12 protein-coding genes are annotated in these 19,621 nt (G+C 55.4%); 9 read left to right on the top strand and 3 right to left on the bottom strand.

Going from position 1 to position 19,621, the window contains the following annotated elements; genetic code table 11:
• The first annotated feature begins 10 nt into the window (after positions 1-10).
• The 5 genes from FKG94_RS00520 (at position 11) to FKG94_RS00500 (ending at position 10,508) form a co-directional block, all read left to right on the top strand.
• Positions 11-2,662, top strand: coding sequence for a carboxypeptidase-like regulatory domain-containing protein (locus tag FKG94_RS00520; protein ID WP_142902230.1), 2,652 nt, complete (start codon positions 11-13; stop codon positions 2,660-2,662).
• A gap of 486 nt (positions 2,663-3,148) precedes the next feature.
• Positions 3,149-5,800, top strand: coding sequence for a hypothetical protein (locus FKG94_RS00515; protein WP_142902229.1), 2,652 nt, complete (start codon positions 3,149-3,151; stop codon positions 5,798-5,800).
• 490 nt (positions 5,801-6,290) lie between these two features.
• A complete protein-coding gene (locus FKG94_RS00510) occupies positions 6,291-6,800 on the top strand; it encodes a hypothetical protein (RefSeq protein WP_142902228.1) in 510 nt (169 codons plus the stop codon).
• 12 nt (positions 6,801-6,812) lie between these two features.
• A complete protein-coding gene (locus FKG94_RS00505; RefSeq protein ID WP_142902227.1) occupies positions 6,813-8,768 on the top strand; it encodes a matrixin family metalloprotease in 1,956 nt (651 codons plus the stop codon).
• A gap of 342 nt (positions 8,769-9,110) precedes the next feature.
• On the top strand, positions 9,111-10,508 hold the full coding sequence (locus FKG94_RS00500) for an alpha-amylase family protein (protein WP_218943378.1): 1,398 nt from the start codon (positions 9,111-9,113) through the stop codon (positions 10,506-10,508).
• Positions 10,509-10,731: 223 nt separating this feature from the next.
• Here the strand turns inward: FKG94_RS00500 and FKG94_RS00495 are convergent, their stop codons facing one another.
• From FKG94_RS00495 to FKG94_RS00485, 3 genes are all read right to left on the bottom strand, one after another.
• Complete coding sequence (locus tag FKG94_RS00495) at positions 10,732-11,172, bottom strand: hypothetical protein (RefSeq protein WP_142902226.1); 441 nt, start codon at positions 11,170-11,172, stop codon at positions 10,732-10,734.
• An 85-nt stretch (positions 11,173-11,257) separates the two neighbouring features.
• Positions 11,258-13,468 carry a tetratricopeptide repeat protein gene (locus FKG94_RS00490; RefSeq protein WP_142902225.1) on the bottom strand — a complete coding sequence of 737 codons (2,211 nt, stop codon included), beginning with the start codon at positions 13,466-13,468 and terminating at the stop codon, positions 11,258-11,260.
• Positions 13,469-13,644: 176 nt separating this feature from the next.
• Positions 13,645-14,952, bottom strand: coding sequence for a lytic murein transglycosylase (locus FKG94_RS00485; RefSeq protein WP_142902224.1), 1,308 nt, complete (start codon positions 14,950-14,952; stop codon positions 13,645-13,647).
• Between the two features lie 370 nt (positions 14,953-15,322).
• Between FKG94_RS00485 and FKG94_RS00480 the strand changes: the two genes are divergently transcribed.
• The 4 genes from FKG94_RS00480 to FKG94_RS00465 all read left to right on the top strand — a co-directional run bounded on the left by FKG94_RS00480 (position 15,323) and on the right by FKG94_RS00465 (position 19,506).
• The gene (locus FKG94_RS00480; RefSeq protein ID WP_142902223.1) at positions 15,323-16,609 is read left to right on the top strand and encodes a multidrug effflux MFS transporter; all 1,287 of its coding nucleotides are present in this window, start codon (positions 15,323-15,325) and stop codon (positions 16,607-16,609) included.
• A 649-nt stretch (positions 16,610-17,258) separates the two neighbouring features.
• The gene (locus FKG94_RS00475; protein ID WP_142902222.1) at positions 17,259-17,642 is read left to right on the top strand and encodes a hypothetical protein; all 384 of its coding nucleotides are present in this window, start codon (positions 17,259-17,261) and stop codon (positions 17,640-17,642) included.
• Positions 17,643-18,204: 562 nt separating this feature from the next.
• Complete coding sequence (locus tag FKG94_RS00470; protein WP_142902221.1) at positions 18,205-18,840, top strand: transglutaminase-like cysteine peptidase; 636 nt, start codon at positions 18,205-18,207, stop codon at positions 18,838-18,840.
• Positions 18,841-19,221: 381 nt separating this feature from the next.
• Positions 19,222-19,506 (top strand): hypothetical protein, encoded by a 285-nt coding sequence (locus FKG94_RS00465; RefSeq protein ID WP_142902220.1) that lies wholly within the window; start codon positions 19,222-19,224, stop codon positions 19,504-19,506.
• The last annotated feature ends 115 nt before the right edge of the window (positions 19,507-19,621 follow it).

Below are 19,621 nucleotides of genomic sequence, written 5' to 3'. Positions count from 1 at the left end.
GTCTCCGGTCATGAAAAAGAACACTTACACACTATGCAAGCTCCTCCTGGCCACACTATTGGGTTGTATTCCCCTAACCGTCAGTTTCGCCGGGGGACCACTTGACCTCAACCCCAACGACCCTGAAAACTTCAGTCGCTGGCCCAACGGCGGGGCCAATATACCTTTTAATCCTGATCTCAGCGGCCTTGGTCCCCTGAGCAATGCCGAAGCCGTGCAGCAGACCGTCGATGCTTTCCAGCGCTGGCAGGACATCCCGACAGCAACGGCTACCTACGTTAACGCGGGCCCTCTGCCATTTGATGTAGACGTCACCAACTTTCAGCCGTTTATCGACAACCTGTTCAACGAAAACAACAACTCAGACGGTTTGAGTCCCATTGTCTACGACGAAGACGGTTCTATCTTTATCGCCCTGTTTGGAGTGAGCGGTATTTTGGGGTTTGCCAGCGCGGATACCTTCGACAGCAACGGCACCCCCATTGAAGGTGTTTCTTTCCTGAACGGCGGCGCGCTCAACGACGGCTTTCCGCTGGAGGACTTTTTTGCCGTTCAGGTTCACGAGTTCGGCCATTACAGCGGCCTGGCCCATACCGTTATCAACGGCCAGAACATTGCTTTCAACGATGCCACCGGTCCCTCGCCCAACAACACCTTCGGCAATGCCCCGGCGGATCAGGTTGAAACCATGTATCCGTTTGCTATCCGCGGCGGCGGGCAGGCCACACCCCACGCTGACGATATCGCCTTTTACTCCACCCTGTACCCGGCGCCCGACTTTTTTTCCACCACAGGCTCCATCAGCGGCACCATCATTGCACCAAACGGCACCACACCGCTCAGCGGGGTCAATGTCATTGCACGCAATGTCGCCGACCCGTTTGTCGACGCCGTCTCGGCGATTTCCGGTGATCGGGGCGTGCCGGGCATCTACACCATTGGTGGCCTCACCCCCGGAGCCGAGTACGTCCTCTATATCGATGAGATTATCGATGGCGGCTTCAGCACCGAACCTTTACAGCCCCTGCCCGGACCCGAGGAATTCTACAACGGAGCCGGCGAATCCAATGACGGCGCCGCCGATGACCCTGCAGACTCGGTCACCATCACCGCCATGGCCGGCACCAACCAGACAGGTATCGATGTCATTTTCAATGGTGCCGCGGCCGGAGTGCCGCTGCCGGTTGGTGACGACGGTTTTGTCGAAGTCTTCCTGCCATTTACGTTTGCGATGTGCGGGCAGGACTTCGACTCGGTCTTTATCAACGCCAACGGCAACCTCACCTTTGGTGCCCCGGATGCTGAGTTCCGCGAAACGGCCAACGGCCTGCTCGCCGGTCCGCCGCGTATTGCCGGGGTATGGGACGACCTGAATCCGAGCGCCGGCGGCAGCGTCGTCTTTGCCTCGGACCCGCATCGCTTTTCTGTCAGCTGGACGGATGTGCCGGAGTTTCCGGAAGCCGGCGCCAACTCTTTCAAAATTACCTTAAAGCGCAATTTGCCCGGCAGTCCGTTTGGCAATGCCTTTGCCATCACCTACAACGACCTCACCCTGGTGGACGGTATTTCCGGATATAGCTGCGGCAGCAAGGTCACGTCCCGTTTTGAAACCCAGAACGATCTCAGCGCCGCGGCACCTTTTATCCTCAAGTCACTGTTTAAAACCGCGGTATTTGAACAGTTCGATGCCGACACACCGATCGACCTCAACGGCAGTGCTGCGTTTTACGTGGGCACCCGCACATTCCGCGATCGCTTCGAACCCAACGACAGCCTCAAACGCGCCCGCTGGATTCACTTGCCGTTTAACAGCGAAAGCAACAGCCGAGCCTATACCGCCATAGCGCCCGAAGGTGACGATGTGGATTACTATCGTTTCTACGCGCGGGCCGGGCAAAGTCTGGTTGCCGAGGTTCTGACCGGTGATATCGATTCCGTGGCCGGACTGTTCGACAGCGACGGCAACCTGATCGCCTTTGACGATGACGGCGGTGTCGGGGCACTGTCGCGCCTGGTGGCCGAAATTCCCGCCAACGGTCTCTATTCACTGGCTATTGGTACCTTCCCGGACACTGATTTCAGTGGCGATGGCAATGGCAACGGCCGCTACGTGCTGGACGCCTTTACCGTCAATGGTCGTGTACTAACGCTTGGAGACGACACCAGCACCGAATTGCCTCTGGATTTCAGTTTCCCGTTTCAGGGCCAGAATTGGGACAGTGTATTTGTCAATTCCAACGGCAACCTGACCTTCGGCGGCGGCGACACGGCATTCACTGAAAGTGTGACCGGCCTGCTCAACGGCTTGCCGCGTATTGCCCCGCTGTGGGACGATCTGAGTCCTAATGTCGGCGGACTGGTGATCGCCAACGTGCAATCGGATACAGCCACTATCACGTTCTCGAACGTGCCGGAGTTCCTGGCGGCGACGACCAATACCTTCTCGGTAACACTCAATGCCGACGGCAGTGTCGGCATTGACTACGGCGCGCTCGCGGCCACTGACGGTATTGCCGGTGTTACCGAAGGCGGGGGGGCGGTCGATCCGGGGGCAACTGATCTGTCCGAGGCGATGTCACTGCCGGCCTCAGGCACCACCTATGAGCTGTTCGATTCGGACAATAACAACGATCTGGCCGAAAGCCTGCTTATCTTTGACTAACATCATTTAGTCCGGGCGGCCTTGATGCCGCCCACTCTCCTCAACTACCCGTCGGCAGCAATGTAAAACCGACCCGGCGGGTGGTTGCCTGTTTACCGATTGGTCTTTTAAGCGGCCTCTCTCAATCAGCGCCTCAGAAACCTTTATATCCGGATAACGGCATTAACGCGGAAAGAAAACCTTCATGCTGTTATTTAGCCTGTGTTTTTCGGCTGTAGAGTGGCCCGGGTATCGACCAGGTCGTAATGCGCCGGCATAACGAAATAATATTGGCGCCTATCTATCGCTGACGATTTCATCAAACGCTGCATCATCCGTTACTATTTTCATTTTATTGATCTAACAAACCACACGCCATGGTAGTCAGCCACACGACGGTGTTCGCTGACACCAGGCAGCGCAGCACCGGCTCGAAGGGCGCAATCCCCAATCCGGAGCTGGCCGCTCACATTCACACGTTACTCGAACAATGAAGGGAGTCTGGCTATGAGAATGCACACTGGTAAAGTGTCAAATATCGTCCTCGCCGCTCTGTTGTGGTGCCTCCCGCTGACAGCCAGCTTTGCCGGCGGGCCCTTGAAACTCAATCCCAATGATCCGGACAACTTCAGCCGCTGGCCCAACGGTGGGGTCAATATTCCCTACAATCCCGACCTCGGCGGTCTCGGCCCTCTCAGTAACGACGAAGCTGTGCAGCAAACCGCCGCTGCTTTTCAGCGCTGGCAGGACATTGATACGGCAACGGCCACGTACAGCAACAACGGCCCGCTGCCATTCGACGTAAACGTCACTAACTTTCTGCCCTTTATCAAAAACCTTCTCACCGGCAACAATAACGCGGACGGTTTGAGTCCTATTGTCTATGACGAGGACGGCGCCATCTTCACCGCCCTGTTCGGTGCCAGCCGCATTTTGGGGTTTGCCGCAGCCGATACGTTTGACAGCGACGGCGTGCCTATTGAGGGTGTCGCTTTTCTAAACGGAGGAGCGATTAACAGGGACTTATCGAGAGAAGAGTTTTTAGCCGTCCAAGTACACGCATTCGGTCACTACAGCGGTTTGGCCCATAGCGTGGTCAATGGCCAGTCTATCGTCTTTGGCGACGCCGTGAGCCCGGCGCCCATTAGCTTCGGCCTTCCCTCGTTGGACGAACTTGAAACTATGTATCCTTTTCTTATCCCCGGCGCCGGCCAGGCTAGGCTACATGCTGACGATATCGCCTTTTACTCCACCCTGTATCCCGTGCCCGATTTTTTTGCCAGAAGAGGTTCCATCAGCGGTACTATTTACGCATCGGACGGCGTCACGCCACTCAGTGGCGTTAACGTTGTCGCTCGTAGACTTTTCAGGCCCTTTCTCAACGCCGTATCGGCGATTTCCGGCGACCGCGGCGTGCCGGGAGCCTATACAATCGGCGGACTTACCCCCGGCGCCAGGTACGTTCTTTATATCGATGAGCTTATGGCCGGCAGCTTCAGCACCACCCCTTTGCGCCCCCTGCCCGGGGTCGAAGAGTTCTACAACGGCGCCAACGAATCCAATGACAGTTTTATCGACAACCCAACAGAGCGCGAGCTTCTCATCCCTGTCGCCGGTACCGAACAGACGGGTATTGATATCACGCTGAATGCAACCCTCCTACCCGGCGAGCCGTTGCCGCTGGATGACCGCAGTTTCGTCCAGGTCTTCCTGCCATTTGCCTTTACCCTGTGCGGGCAAGACTTCTCCTCCGTATTTATCAATGCTGATGGCAGCCTGACCTTCGGCAGAGATGGTCTGGTTGCCTTTAGGCTCCTTCCGGAATTTCTTGCCGGTCCGCCCCGCATCGCCGGCCTCTGGAAAGACTTGGACCCGGCACAGGGGGGTAGCGTTATCTTTACCACTGGTCCGGACCGCTTTTCCGTGCACTGGATCAATGTGCCCGAATCTATCCAAGGTGGTGCCAACTCCTTCACCATCACCTTGAAACGCAAGTTGCCAGGCAGCCCGTTCGGCAATGCCTTCAGTGTAACCTATGGCAGTCTCACCGCCGAAGCCGGTATTTCCGGCTACAGCTGTGGCGGCAAGGTAACCTCCCGTGTTGAAACATCGAGCGATCTCAGTGCAGAGGCGCCGTTCATCTTTAAATCCTTATTTAAAACAGCGGTGTTTGAGGATTTCACTCGCGCAGGGAGCGCCACCGACCTCATCGACACACCCCTGTTTTATCCCGGCACCCGCCGGTTTCGCGATCGCTTCGAGCCCAACGATACGTTCAGTACCGCACGCCGAATTCATCTGCCTTTCAACAGCGAGGATACCAATCGCCGTTACACCGCTATCGAACCCAGAGGCGACGATGTGGACTATTATCGATTCCACGCCCGGGCCGGGCAGAGTGTGATCGTTGAGCTTTTGAGCGGTAGTTTCACTCCAGTGCTCGGACTATTTGACGCCAGTGGTAATCGAGTGGCTTTCAAAGAACCTTTCGGTATCCCGACCAGCCTGGTGTACGAGGTCCCTGACAGTGGCACCTATGCGCTGGCTATTGGCGCCTCCCCGGATACAGAACTCACCGGCAACGGCCTCGGTGACGGCCGTTATGTAATGAACGTCTTCAGTGTAGAGGGCCGTGTGCTGAACCTGAGAGACGAATCGAGTGAAGAAGTGGAGCTGGATTTCAGCTTCCCCTTCCAGGGTCAAAACTGGGACAGTGTGTTTGTCAACTCCAATGGTAACTTGACCTTCGGCAGTCCCGACCTGTCATTTCCAAGTGCTGGCAATCTGCTCAGCGGGCCACCGCGTATCGCCCAGTTCTGGGCCGACCTGGACCCCGGCAGTCAAGGACTGGTGACCGCCAATGTGCAGTCGGCGACGGCTACCATCACCTTCTCGAACGTGCCCCTGTTTCCGATTACTCAACCCAACACGTTTGCGGTAACACTCAATGCCAACGGCAGTATCGCCTTCGACTACGGTGACCTCGATGATGTAACCACGCCCCGCTTAGTCGGCATTAGTGAAGGTGGCGGCGCCGTCGATCCGGGTTCTACCGACTTGTCCGGTGCCGCTAACTTCCCTGTCTCCGGCACCACCTATGAAGAATTCGGTTCCAATAATGCCCTGGATCTGGAGGATACATTGATTACCTTCGACTAAAGAGGCGCTACTCGCGGGTGGCATGGCAGTCGCCGAAGCAGCACTGACGCCGGGGCGGACTTTTTTTGGCGATTGACACATCAAACCTCATATAGGGGTAATTGATTCGAGGCGTTATTCGTCTCTATTTAAGTGGCTGCACAAGCCACTCCAAGCTGTCGCAGTAGAAGGCCGGCCCCAAACCATCGGACCGGCTTCCCGTCCTGTGCAATATAGGATTTTCGGGAATCCGCTGCATTTGGTCGGCCGGCGACCACGCTAATTTATCAACTACCAAGTCTACCTTAGTCGCTTGCAGAAAACCGAGGGTGCAACCGTTGTCGACAATGGTTACCGACAGCGTTTACCGGCGTTATTTATCGATATTATCGACACTACCTATCGATAGTGTTTTGCCGGGACGTTTATCGACAGTCTGTCACAGACAACACTAAACCTAAAACGACGTTCCACTGAAAAGTCTTTCCTTCATCAACAAGGAGTTCAAGCAATGAACAAAAAAGCGATAAAAAAACTCGTGCTTATCACGCTTATCGGACTGTCGCCGTCCTGGGCCTGGTCCACCAGTCTGATAAAAATGTCCAGCGCCGATATGGTAGATAGTGCCGTTTCCATTATCCACGGGCGCTGCACCGGCGTTACCAGTCAATGGGTAAAGGGATCACTGGTGACCAAAGCTACGATTTCCGTTACCGACACCCTGAAAGGTATTGTCGACAGGGAAATCACTCTGGTGGTGCCCGGTGGCGTGGACAGAACCCGCGCGGTACCGGTGGCAGTAACTTACCCGGGCATACCCACGCTCACCCCCAATGAGGAGATGATACTTTTTCTGGAGAACTCCAATCGATTGACCAACGCCTATTCGTTGGTCGGCTTCTCGCAGGGTTTTTACGCCGTGGTAAACAATGGCACCAGCAGCTTTGCCGCCCGCCGGATGGACGGCAAAGCCGAACAGCTGGAAGCCTTTAAAGAAAAAATTCGCCGCCTGGTCAAGTGAAGGAGAGACGACATGAAGAACTATTTAAAAATCATCGCAGGCTGTTCTACCGGGCTGGTCGCACTGGCTCTGCAACTGCCGAGCTTTGCCGGCGGCAACCTGGATACCCCGAATATCACCGGTATTGAGGTAAATCCCACCAGCGGCCTGATTGAATTTACGCCCCTGGTCGGTATTCACTGGGATAAACGCTGTATTCCCGTCAACTACACGCTGGATGATACGCCGGCCAATTTTGAAACCGGCACCGCTGCACCGCCGGTGCCCGTTGCGCAACTACAAGCTGAAATTCAGGCTTCCTTCGAAAAATGGAACGCCATTCCGACGTCTTTTATCGAGCTGAACCTGGTCGACGTTGCAACGGTGGAAAACACGGAGGGCTCCCTCAACTTCAAAAACGAGATAAATTTCCGCTCGGGTACCAACGCGCTGGCGGTGTCACCATCGACATCGCTGCTGGAAGACACCACGCTGGTGGCCGGTATGGATATTGATCTCGATGGCGATGCCGATGTCTTCGATCCCGCCGCCGAGGGTATCAATCGATGCAGCGACGTGGATAACGACGGCGATATCGAGTTTCCCGCCGGGGACTACGCGGCCGGTACCATCCTCGACAACGATGTCTTCTTTGCCGCCACTATCCTCGGCACCTTCGGCTGGGTCACAGAACCCGACGGCACCATCAACACCGATATTCAGGCAGTAGCCGTACATGAATTCGGTCATTCACACGGCTTGTCCCACAGTTTGGTCAACCAGATCAGCCGGGTCGACGGCAACGGAGCCACCATGTTTCCCTTTGTTGATGTCAACGATCCGGATGCGGAGCAAGCCCTGCGCGACCCGGCCGGCGACGATATCGCCTGGAGCTCCATGAGTTATCCGGAGGGTACGGACAACAGTGGTATCGCAGCCCTGCAACCCGGCGATATTCCATTTGGCCATGTTTACAGCCTGATCACCGGCAGCGTCTCAAGCGTGGCGCCAGACGGCACCTCGATCCCGGTTGCCGGTGCCAATATCTTTGCCGAAAACCTCCTCTCCGGCGAAGTTGTCGTCGGCGCCTACAGCGGCCTGTCCACGCTAAGTGTAGGACTGGGGCCCACCGGCACAGACAGCGATGCAGGTCTATTTCTGCCCGGCTCTGTACTGAATGGCGAATATATGATGCCGGTACCGCTCGGCTTGTATAAAATCGGTATGCAGGCGTTGGACGGCAACCCCGCAGCGGCCGGCAACATCAGCCTGACGGCGATCATCGGCGGTATCGTGGGTGATCTCACCTTCAAGGAGGAGTTTTGGAACGGCCGGCGCGAAGGCGCTTTCGAAACCAAACCTTCGCAATTCCAGCCGCTGTTTGTCTATCCCGGCCGAATAAAATCAGGCGTTGACTTCGTGACCAATGTGACGCAACAACTGGGCACCGATATTTCGGACGCGTTCCAATCCAATGACGCTCTCGGTGGCACCATCTATGCCGAGCGCTTTGCCAACGCCGATGTGAAAGCACTTCTGGACGCAGGCGCTGTGCTGCATACCGGGCTGGTATTAAGTGACGTGTCGGATGCATCGGTGCCGGTCATCTTCGACAGCGCCATCTTGGCAACAGGCAGTTTGAATCCGGATGGCAGCGCCTCGATCAAACTCGACCGCCCATTGCAGAAACGCTCGCCGTTTATCGGTCAGGACACCGATTCATCCATCTTTTCTTTTCGCAGTCCCAAAATTTTGAGCAAGTGGGTTAATTGGGTGCTGAGCAAAAATACCAACACCGATCTGTTTCTGCTGGCCAAGTTACCGGACGGACCCTTTCCCGGTTTCAACGGTTTTCCACCGACCGTCGGCGTCGACACACTGGGTCCGCTTACCGGAAACTCTTTTATTTCCACTGACGGCGGTAATACTTTTACACCATTCGGCGCCAACCTGGCGTTTGAATTGAGTTTTACACCGCAACCACAATAGTGACAGTAGTCACAAAATTTTTGCAGTAAGCAGCCGGCTCCCTTCGGAGCCGGCTTCACCCTGTCCCCAGCAAACCTGCAGCTTCACCCTGTCCCCAGCAAACCTGCACGGAGTCAATTTCGGCACCCCGTTGATGAATACGTATGCAAGGCATTGCTCAGCCTAAATATTTTACTGTAGTTTTTCGAAAACACACCAGCCCACACAATAAATAGCATCCGTCAAAAAAGTTTCGTCAGCAAGCGTGCTTGCAGCTCAACGAGCATGTTGTGATGATCGGTCGCATCGCCGGACACCCATTATTGACGGCGTTGCTTGATTTCAAAAAAATAAAGGGTCTTAATGATGATTGCAAAGAGAAGTTTTTTTACCTGGTTTTTACTGCTGCATACGATTTTACTCACCTCACACTCCCACGCAGATGTTATTTTGCATGCCTTTAACTGGCGCTACGACGAGGTGGCCGCCAAAGCCTCGGAGATAGCCAGCCTCGGCTACAAACAAGTACTGGTGGCACCGCCGCTGAAAAGCGATGCGGCAAACTGTGCCTGGTGGGGCCGCTACCAACCGCAGGACCTGAGGGTTATCGATCACTGTCTTGGCAACAAGCAGGACTTCCAAACCATGATCAATGCGCTGAACGCCGTCAACGTGTCCACCTACGCCGATATTGTGCTCAACCACATGGCCAACGAGCGCAACAACTCAACGACATTCCCGGGAACGGCAGCCCTGTCAGCTTACGCATCCAACCCGGGTTACTGGAATAACCAAAAACTGTTCGGCGATCTGAACTACGGTCTGTTTGGCTCCGGTGACTTCCATCCCGAGGGTTGCATTACCGACTACAATGACGTTGGTGCCGTACAATACTGGCGCCTGTGTGGCGGCAACGGCGACCGCGGTCTACCGGATATGGACCCTAACAACTGGGTGCGACAACAACAACGCAGTTACCTATCAGCGCTGAAGAGTATGGGCGTTAAAGGCTTTCGGGTCGACGCCGCCAAACATATGACCATCTGGCATATCAATCAAGTCTTTGACGCAACGATCAAAAACGGGATGCATATCTTCGGTGAGGTGATTACCGGCGGCGGCACCGGCAGCAGTGACTATCAAAAGTTTCTGGGCCCCTACCTGCAGTACACTGACCACAGCGCCTACGACTTCCCGCTGTTAAACGCTATGGTCAACGCCTTCAAGCCGGGCGGCAGTCTCAGCGCGCTGGAAAACCCGTTTGCGTTTGGCAATGCCCTGGCCGGTACCCGCGCGGTAACCGTCGCTGTCACTCATGATATTCCACTCAACAACGGCTTTCGTTACCTGATCATGGACCCTACCGACGAACACCTGGCCACCGCCTACCTGACCGGCCGCGACGGTGGTGCACCGATGATTTTCAGCGACAAGACCGGCACGGATAACGGCCGCTGGGTGGATGACTACAAACAGGCTGATATCACCGCGATGATAGCGTTTCACAATCGTGTACAGGGACAGGGACAAGAGACGATCTACTACGACGATTGTGTGCTGGCATTTCGCCGCGGCAAAGAGGGTGTAGTCGGTATCAACAAGTGCGGCAACGAGCGCTGGATAGAACTGTATACTAACGAAAAATATTATTGGTTCCGTACTTATCGGGACGTATTTAGCGGCGATACGTTCAGTATCGACAGCAGCTCCGAATGGGTGCGCATACCGGGACGCTCAGCACGCATGTGGTACGCCGACTGACAGCTCAAGCGGGAGGGGCTCGCCCGCCTGCTTTATGGCAGGCCTGCTCGGCAGCCCCCGGCACAACCAAAACCAACGACACAGTCGGCCACAACCACTAAACCGATAAACCCCCTGCAACAGCGGCCGGACAACCCTCTCCAACTGATCGCAGGGCACTTTTTTTGTCGGCTTACCGGCCTATCGGCGACGGGCCTCCACAAAAGACATCCGTAGCCGAGACCTAGAGTATGACAATCATATGCGGGTCTAACACTTTGTCGCCTACGATCACATCATACTTGAACTTGATTTCTTGAATATTTTGCTGAAATTTTCTCTTAACCCTCTGTGGTATTACCAGATTGATAACAGCATCCCCGGTTTCGAATTTCTGCCGGTCAAAAGGCGTGTCTTCAGGAAAATTAATCGTGAACTCGGTGGGACCGACAAAAACCACACGCTGACCGACCTTTACGACCACCGTCTCAATATCGACTTGCGGCATCCCCTCTTTATCGAGCGATATTCTCACCGGTGCGGTGTCGGTACCCGCCAAGGTACCGCCAACCGGTGCATTGTTAGTACCTGACGAAGTGCCTTTCACTGTCGCGCAACCGGTCATCAACGTCAGTACCGACACACAGGCTAATAGTCCTATTCTCATTGTTTTACTCCTTATCATGGTTGGTAGATCCTGAGCGGATTGTATCAATTCAGTTAACAGTGGCAAGTCAATTGCCCCGTATCAATACCCTTTTGGTAATAAATCACAGGCCCTGCTCAGCCAGCAAAACTTCTTCGTAGCGCGGATGACCGCGCAACTCCTCGAGGTCGGGGTCCGCCTCCACCAGAGACTGCGAATAGCCGGCCCCCATCAGTTCTGCAAACGCCTCCAGCGCTTTGTCAAGATGATTCAAGGTAGACCAGAACTTTACTCGCGTATAAAGAATATCGACATCTTTTGGGCTCAGGGCCAACGCATTGTTCAAAAATTCTTCGGCCTTTTCCCGCTGGTCCATAAAAAGATAGCTGATGGCTAAATGTTGGTGCAGCTCGGCATCTTTTGCATTTACTGCCAGGCCGGACTGTGCCAGATCAATAGTCTTGGCATAATAACGCCTGGCTTCACTCTCGTAGCGCGGCATCTGGCGCAAGGTATCTCCCATATTGAGATACAACCGAAAGTCCTCCGGTGCGAGACGAATGGCTTCCCTAAACATCGCGGCCGCCTTTTCGTAGTCTCCGGCAAAATAGTACATGGTGCCGGTGTTGGAGTAGCCCCAGCTACTCGGCGACAAAGCCACGGAATGATCCAGGGCATCGGCAGCCGACTCATACTCACCCAAATAAAAATAGGCAACACCCAGGTTACTGTAGGCTACCGTGTTCTCGGGTGTAATTTGCAGGACCTTCCGGTAAGTGTCCACCGCCTCTCTCAACCTGCCCACATACATGTAAAAAGATGCCAGGTTCCGATAGGCCACCCAATAATCGGGATGCTCGGCGACAACCCGCTGCAGGAGTGCTTCCGCCAGCTCCGGGCGGTTCTGAACCCGATACACCTGCGCCAATGCGATAACCGCATCCGGGTTAGCCGAATCTATTTTGATAGCCTGCTCCAAAATCCCGACAGCTTCTTCTTCGCGACCGGTGTCTCTGTAGATAACGCCCAAAGATTCATAAACCTCAGACAGGGTATTATCCTGCCGCAACGCCAGTTGGCAGTATTCTTCAGCCTTGCCGGCCCAGTCGATGGTACGGGTCAGGAGATATTTACCCCAATAAGCCCGGCACAGCCCGGTATTGGCCAACGCGAAGTTGGCGTCGTGCACCAGTGCCGTAGACAACTGTTTTATAGCCGCATCAAAATTCTCATGTGATTCGGGCTCGCGCAAATACGCCAGGCCCTGCAGATAGTAATCATAAGCCGTCACATCTGCGGTCAGGTGTCGCGCGGCGGGCCGCAATGCCTCAAGTTTGAATTCTTCAGCCAGATAGCCGGCTATTTCCGCAACCACCCGGTCCTGTAGAATAAAAATATCTTTGTAGGCGCCGTCAAGCTTACCGCCCGCTATCTGCACATTGCCCTTGCGCCGAAACAACTGATAGGCGATGCGCAGGCGATCTCCGATTTTTTGTACGCTCCCCTCCAGGCGAATCGGGCCACGCACGCCTTTACCCGCCGCCAGGATATACACACTGCGGATATCCGCCAGTTGCGAGCGCAGCGCCTCGGTAACACCGGCGCTGAAGTAGTCGGCACCGCCCTCCTCTGCCATCAGATTGCGGAAGTCTGCGATTTCAACATAATTGGCGTTGTAACCAGGTACCAGCATACGGGGAGTAAAATAGACACCCACCGCCACCAGCGCCAGCACTGCAGCCGCCAGCGGATAGCGGTAAGCGGCAGCACGCTGGCGCAAAGTCCGCAGTAAATAATGAAGGTGCGTCGCCAGGGTAATACCTGCGGGTCGCACCAGATAGGCGTGAATTTTGCCATCGATATTTTTCAGCGACTGCGCCCCGAGAGACAGCACCGGCTCGGTAAGTGCGGCACTGACCGCGCGGTACACACTGGCGGAAATACACAGGCCATCGGCCACAGCAATGGGCTCCAGTCGGGCGGCAATGTTCACATCGTCACCAAACAGCGCACCGTCTTTCAGCGTCACCGCCCCCATATGAATGCCGATGCGCGACTGCAGGCGCGGCAGTCCGGCATCGGCCCTGCGATTGAAAGCAGCGAGGTCTTTCTGAATATCGATGCCGGCCTGCACGGCAGCGGCCGGTGTGTCGAAGCGAGCAAATACCGCATCGCCGACATACTCTATCACTATGCCCTGTTGACGCTCGATCTGGGCCAACAGTATGCGCCGATATTCACCCAACAAACCGATCGTCTGCGCCTCATTCTGGCCCATCAGGCGCGAATAGCCGACGATATCGGTGAACATTAATGTCAGTTGACGGCGTTCCATTTCCTTTAGTCACCCTCAATCAAAATGCAATGGGAGGCCTTACGCTTCTTTATTTTAACTAGTGTTTTGAGTGCAACTTTTTACAGGCAATGATCGACTTTAATTATCAACTTCGAATCTAACACGTTTGTGTATCATGCACGGAAAAAAGCACCCAAACAACATTTTATGGCGTTCTAATCCACAGCTTTCCTGTTCGCCGCTTCGCCATCGGCAGCCTCAACATCCATGTCCTCCGCGCCCGCGTCTTCTAAACCCTTATTCTCTAACCCCTTATTCTCTATATCCTTATTCTCTAAGCCCAAGGCCCGCAACACCTCGGGGTGCGGATAACCGTCGGCTAACATCCCGCGGTCGTGTTGGAACGCACGAATGGCAGCACGGGTAGCCGGGCCCAAAATACCGTCCGCTTTCCCGGGTTCAAGCCCCCGCTGCACCAGTTCGGTTTGCAAGCTCTGCACCGCCTGCCGGGGTAGTTGTGGAACATCAGCGGGAGGCGCGCGCCACAGACCGCCGGCGCCGGCGATGCGATCAGCCAGACGTCCTACAGCCAGCGCATAAAACTCTGACCGATTCCACCCCATAATCGTGTGGAAGTTGTCATACACCAGGAAGGCCGGTCCTCGACTGCCGGCGGGCAGCAGCAAAGCCGCCTGCATATCCACCGTCGCCAGCGGCTTGTTCAGCGCAGTGCGCACGCCCAAACGCCGCCAGTTTGCCAGCGGCTGCGGTTTATCGATACCGCTCATATGGTAAGGAAAATCTTCCGGCAAACGCACTTCCCGCCCCCAGCGCTCTTCCCGCTGCCAACCCAAATTGGCCAGATAGTTGCCCGCCGACGCCATAGCGTCCGGTATGCTGCCCCACAGGTCCCGTCTGCCATCATTATCACCATCGATCGCATAGCGCAAAAAAACTGACGGCATAAATTGCACATGGCCAAAAGCGCCAGCCCAGGAGCCGCGCATCTGCTGCGGTGTCACCTCATCGCGGTCGACGATCTCCAGCGCCGCCAGCAGTTCACCGGTAAAATAGCTGCTGCGACGCAGATCGCACGCCAGTGTGGCCAGTGAGTCCAGTACCGGCATGGACCCCAGAAAACTGCCGAAATTGGTCTCCAGTCCCCAAAAAGCGACCAGATAATGGGCCGGCACACCGGTATCGACGGCGATGCGGTTCAGTAGAGACCGGTGGCGCCGCAACTGCGCCCGCCCGCGCTGCACCCGGTCGGCGGTGACCCGTCGTGTCAGATAATCGGCGAAACTCTGGTTGAATTCAGGCTGGCGGCGATCCAGTTCGATGACTCGTTCAACCGGGCTTACCTGAGCCAACAGTTCCACCGTCCGCACCGACAGTCCCTGTGCCCGGGCCTGTTGCTGGAGGGACGATATACAAACTTCAAATGGCGTGCTGGCAGCAAACAGGGAAACAGGAAACAGCGCGCAAAACAGGACGCCGAAATACTTTCCACAACGGATACGCATGAATTTACCTTAGCCCCTCAAGTTAGCGTTAAAGATAATAACAGACAGTGACACCGCGGCTGAAGCTATACGCCGGCGCCGGACATCAACCGTATAGTGCAACCTTTAACAAAACGGGGCAATTGCCTGGGCCCCGCCGCAGGCATATTGGCAGGCAGTTCTGCCGGTTGACTCCGGAGACAGTTTTCGGCGTGGTTTTGGTCCGTTATCCGGCTTACACACCCCCTGGCGGCCGCGGCGGTGGTCGCGCGGGGCGATAAAACAGTAGCCGCCACTGCCGATGTCATGGAAAATACAGGTCCGCTCAGGCGAGTGCGGGCTTTGCTAGGGGCCGGTTCGACGCCCATTGATATCCGGTGGATTACTCTGCATGAAAACCAGGCCTGATCACAGTGAAGCACGCTGTCTGACCGAAACCAGCGACGGGCTTGAAGCCGCCGGCAGTTCTCATTCAAACACGGTTGCCGCCTGCAGTAAGGTGCGTGACTCCTGGTCATTTCTGCTGGTACTGGTACTGGTTACGGCACTGGGACCACTGGCGATGACGTCGTTTATCCCCGCAATTCCGGCGATACAGCGCGGTTTTGACGTGCCCCCGGCGGTGGCGCAATTGACGCTGTCGGTATCCATCTGGGCGATGGCAGTGTGTTCACTGTTTTACGGTACCCTCGCCGACAGTATCGGCCGCCGCTTCGTGTTGCTGTGGGGCGTTGCCATCGCTGTTATCGGCAGCGGCCTGTGTGCGCTGGCACCGAGTATCGAGTGGGTGATTGCCGGTAGGGCTCTGCAGGCGGCCGGCGCCACCTCAGGGTTTGTGCTGGCTCGGGTCATTGTGCGGGATGTCTATGGGGACGGTCGCGCTGCCAGCGTGCTCGGCTATATCACAGCCGCGATGACCCTGGCACCGATGTTTGGACCCCTCCTGGGCGGCTTTCTGATTGAGACCACCGGCTGGCGCAGTGTTTTTGCCTCTGTCGGCGGGATCGCCGCGCTGCTGTGGCTACTATTGGCGGTACAGTTGCCGGAAACGCGCCCGGCCTCGTTGCCACCGACATCGGCAGCACTGGATTTTCCGGTATTCCGCCAGTTGCTGGCCCTGAACCGCTATCGCCGCTACCTGCTGTTCGGCACTATGTCCCAGTGCACGTTTATGGCATTCCTGGCCGGCGCGCCCTATATCATCACCCATCACTTCGGCCTGCCGGCCACCGCTTATGGGTTCTATTTTATCGGCATCCCCATCGGCTTTGCCCTCGGCAGTTTTATGGCCGGTCGCTACGGTGATCGTATCGGCCGCGAACGCCTGTTGACACTGGGTGCCGCGGTATCGCTGCTGGCGTGCAGTGTGGCTGCCGCGATCAGTCATTCGACGCTGTTCACACCCTGGGGCCTGTTTCTGCCGGCAGCAGCGGTGGCAGTGGCTCAGGGCGCGGCCTTGCCCGGTGCCCAGATAGGCGTCCTGGCCGCCGCAGGCCAGCGCTCCGGTGCGGCATCGGGGCTGTTCAGCTTTTCCCAGTTGGCGGTCAGCGGCCTGGTCGCTCAACTGGTTGGACTGCTGATCGGCTTCGGTCCGATAACGGTAACGGCGGTGATGACCGCCACATCGGCGCTGGCCTGGGCGTCCCTGTTCATTCGCACCGGCGCAACCCGGACTTAGGTGATGAAAACTGCACCGCAGCAAAATCCCGGCCGTCACTTGGCGAACTGCAAATAAAGACAGCTAATTGCCACTCGAAAAAACAGCGGACAACTGGAAACCCTGGCAAGCCTGTACGGTTGTGCAAACGGCGTCGCTATACCTCCGACCTTTTCGCGTGCCGGCCACTGCCGTAACATCGCGGCCGCGGTGAAATCTGCAGCACTTCGTCGCCTGGGGGAAGCACTGTCATCACGAAGCGACTGTGATCCGGCGTTAGCGATGCCGGCGCCACCTTGTCACAACCAAAAGCGTTGGGCCACAACCTCTGTTTAGGCGACCTCAACACAGGGATATCCTCTCTTAGCCTTTTGGAAATTGCCGCTGAGACCAACTCGTTTTGTCCGTGCTATTGCCTCTGACGAAGCCGGCCTCGTGCTTAATGCTTGGGCTATCGATACTGTCAAACAGCAACCACAAAAGTGCCTGCAAACAGCTTGGAACCAACAAGCCAATACACGAGACCGCTCAAGCAGTACGCAAAGTACAAAGCCTTACATTATTCAGTGCATAAGCTTTGAATGTGGCGTCGACAGCCGTTACACTAAGCGCCAAATACTGTCCCCCAATCTTCATCATGATGTTACCAATCAGCAAGTCTCTCCTCGTTATGTTTGTCGCGTACAGCACTACACTAGGTGCCGAAGAAATTTACAAATGCAAGGTCCAATCGGCACAAAGCCTTCAAAACGATGGCCACCTGGATGCAGGTAACTTTGCCCGTCTGCATATCGGCAAGCTTTTCGCAGTCGAGACGCTAACGGGTAAAATGGATGGCGCACTGTCTAATCACAATACCGAGGGTCAACCGACCGTCGTGGATGCCGGCTCGAAAACACAATCCTACAAGGTCATTACAGTTTACGAACCGACAACTGCCGTGGACTATCTTTATATAGAAGTCTTTAATAGAAACCAACCAAAACCTTTTATGTTTCTCAAAGGAACGGACCTATTCGGCGGCACCTGCAAACTGGCTGCCGCGGTTGATTAATCCACCATCTTTAACAGACTGCAGTCAGCGGAAAAAGCGATGCAGGCTATCTGAAAAAAGCTATCTAAAAAGTTCCGCAGGCCTCGCAAGTCTTTGCAGCTCAAGGGCTACTGCTACCAAGCCCGGTTAGCCTCCCCCGAAGACCTCATAAGTCTCCCGCATACGACCGCGGACTCGATACCCTGATCCGGCGCAGGTCTCGATTCGAGTGTTGGTGCCTGTTCCAGAACACGGGCCTTGAAACAGATCATCTGTGTCGCTGCGCCCGCCGCGATAAACCCGCTTCCCGGTAACCAAAAACCACGGCGCCCCCTACCGGCCAACTCGATGGCATCAGTCACTGCTACCAGGTACTTCTTTTCCGCCCGCAGCCCGGGGGTTACAAACCTAGACATTGTAAGTGTTTCGTTCAAAGCACGCCTCATTAAGCTGGCAAGGAGTTAGAGAGGGTCACGACACTAAGTGGCTTTATTCATTGCCCAACAACCCTGGGACACACTGACGTTTCTTAGGGATATGGGCCGTAGGGGTATAAAGGGTGAGGGAAATACTGCATCGGTCAATGATTGCACTGCTGGTGGCCTGGACCCTGAGCGCGCCGGGTTGGACCCAGAGCATGGGTGCCAACCCCTGCGGTGACAACAACGCCAATCACCTGGCAGCCTGGCAGCACCTGCTCGCCGATCTGCAGAGCAACGCCGCCCTGTCAGAGCTGCAAAAAGTCACTGCTATTAATGACTTTTTCAATCGGGTCTGCTGGATCAGCGATACCGTCCACTGGGCCAGGGAGGACTACTGGGCTACACCGGTGGAGATGCTCTCCTCCAATGGCGGTGACTGCGAGGATTTCTCTATCGGCAAGTATTTCTCCCTGAAAGCTGCCGGTATCCCCCAAACCAAACTGCGCATCACCTACACCATCACGCCTAACAGTGCCCAAGGTCATATGGTGCTGTTCTACTATCCGCTGCCCGGGGCCGATCCTTTTGTGCTCGACAATATTGATAAGCGATTACTTCGCGCCTCCAACCGGGCCGATCTCACACCGGTATACAGCTTTAATGACACCAGCCTGCGACTCGAAAGCGCGGCAGAATCAACACGAATTTACGGCAATGTAACAGACCTTACACTTTGGACGGCCGTAACTGAGCGAATGGCCAAAGACTTCCCGCCAGCCGTTAACGGCGCCTTTTAGACACTCTTTATCAATACAAATCATACAATGTATTAGTGGTAATAGACGACAGATAGCGTATTGTGTATCCGGTAACCTATATTTTGCTATTTACTAACTTGGCTATTTGTGGTCTGGCGATAATCAGCTCGAAAATGCGGTTATTTGAGGTCCGGTTATCTTACATTTGATAACTTTAGTCGATAAAAAGTGATCTCATTTAGAGCGGTTTATTGAAGCGGTAGCGATAAAGAAGCGGTTAAAGAAGTTAAAGAAACAGCCAAAGCGCCTCGCTGGAAACACTGTAAATCCGTGAGCAATGCGGATTCTGAAAACACTATAGATGGAAATGCCACGGAAGCCATCCATTGACACTATCACTTTTATACTCTGTCTCTGCCTATGAAACCTTTATCAAAATGCATTAACTGCGGCAGTTCAAAGCTCGGCATCGAAGTCAATGAGCGTAAAGACGCGATCGCCATTGTCTGCCTGGGCAAGCTCTGTAACAACAGGGTCTGGATGGAGGAGCGGGATATTCCCAATCTCGATGTCTACCGCTGGTACCTGGGGGATTGTGACTATACGTTACTGCAGCCTCTGTACGAGCTTTGGGATTCACTGTCCCACCCGCACTCTTTCAAGCTGAAAACCAGACCCAAGATACACTTGCGCCGCACCGGGTAAGCGGGTGCGGCGTGCCGCCGTTTACTGACGCCGGCAGACACCGCACTCGAACAACGGCAGCCTTCAAAACGCTTCTATAGCCGGGAGCGGCGACACCGTCACCCCAACGCCCTTC

The organism is Exilibacterium tricleocarpae (assembly GCF_007004655.1).
In the GTDB taxonomy this organism is placed as follows: domain Bacteria; phylum Pseudomonadota; class Gammaproteobacteria; order Pseudomonadales; family Cellvibrionaceae; genus Exilibacterium; species Exilibacterium tricleocarpae.
This window is presented reverse-complemented; position numbering and strand designations above follow the sequence as displayed.

Excerpts from the sequence above, each read along its gene's own strand:
- FKG94_RS00520 (WP_142902230.1), top strand. The coding sequence starts at position 11 with ATGAAAAAGAACACTTACACACTATGCAAGCTCCTCCTGGCCACACTA.
- FKG94_RS00515 (WP_142902229.1), top strand. The coding sequence starts at position 3,149 with ATGAGAATGCACACTGGTAAAGTGTCAAATATCGTCCTCGCCGCTCTG.
- FKG94_RS00510 (WP_142902228.1), top strand. The coding sequence starts at position 6,291 with ATGAACAAAAAAGCGATAAAAAAACTCGTGCTTATCACGCTTATCGGA.
- FKG94_RS00505 (WP_142902227.1), top strand. The coding sequence starts at position 6,813 with ATGAAGAACTATTTAAAAATCATCGCAGGCTGTTCTACCGGGCTGGTC.
- FKG94_RS00500 (WP_218943378.1), top strand. The coding sequence starts at position 9,111 with ATGATGATTGCAAAGAGAAGTTTTTTTACCTGGTTTTTACTGCTGCAT.
- FKG94_RS00495 (WP_142902226.1), bottom strand. The coding sequence starts at position 11,172 with ATGATAAGGAGTAAAACAATGAGAATAGGACTATTAGCCTGTGTGTCG.
- FKG94_RS00490 (WP_142902225.1), bottom strand. The coding sequence starts at position 13,468 with ATGGAACGCCGTCAACTGACATTAATGTTCACCGATATCGTCGGCTAT.
- FKG94_RS00485 (WP_142902224.1), bottom strand. The coding sequence starts at position 14,952 with ATGCGTATCCGTTGTGGAAAGTATTTCGGCGTCCTGTTTTGCGCGCTG.
- FKG94_RS00480 (WP_142902223.1), top strand. The coding sequence starts at position 15,323 with ATGAAAACCAGGCCTGATCACAGTGAAGCACGCTGTCTGACCGAAACC.
- FKG94_RS00475 (WP_142902222.1), top strand. The coding sequence starts at position 17,259 with ATGTTTGTCGCGTACAGCACTACACTAGGTGCCGAAGAAATTTACAAA.
- FKG94_RS00470 (WP_142902221.1), top strand. The coding sequence starts at position 18,205 with ATGATTGCACTGCTGGTGGCCTGGACCCTGAGCGCGCCGGGTTGGACC.
- FKG94_RS00465 (WP_142902220.1), top strand. The coding sequence starts at position 19,222 with ATGAAACCTTTATCAAAATGCATTAACTGCGGCAGTTCAAAGCTCGGC.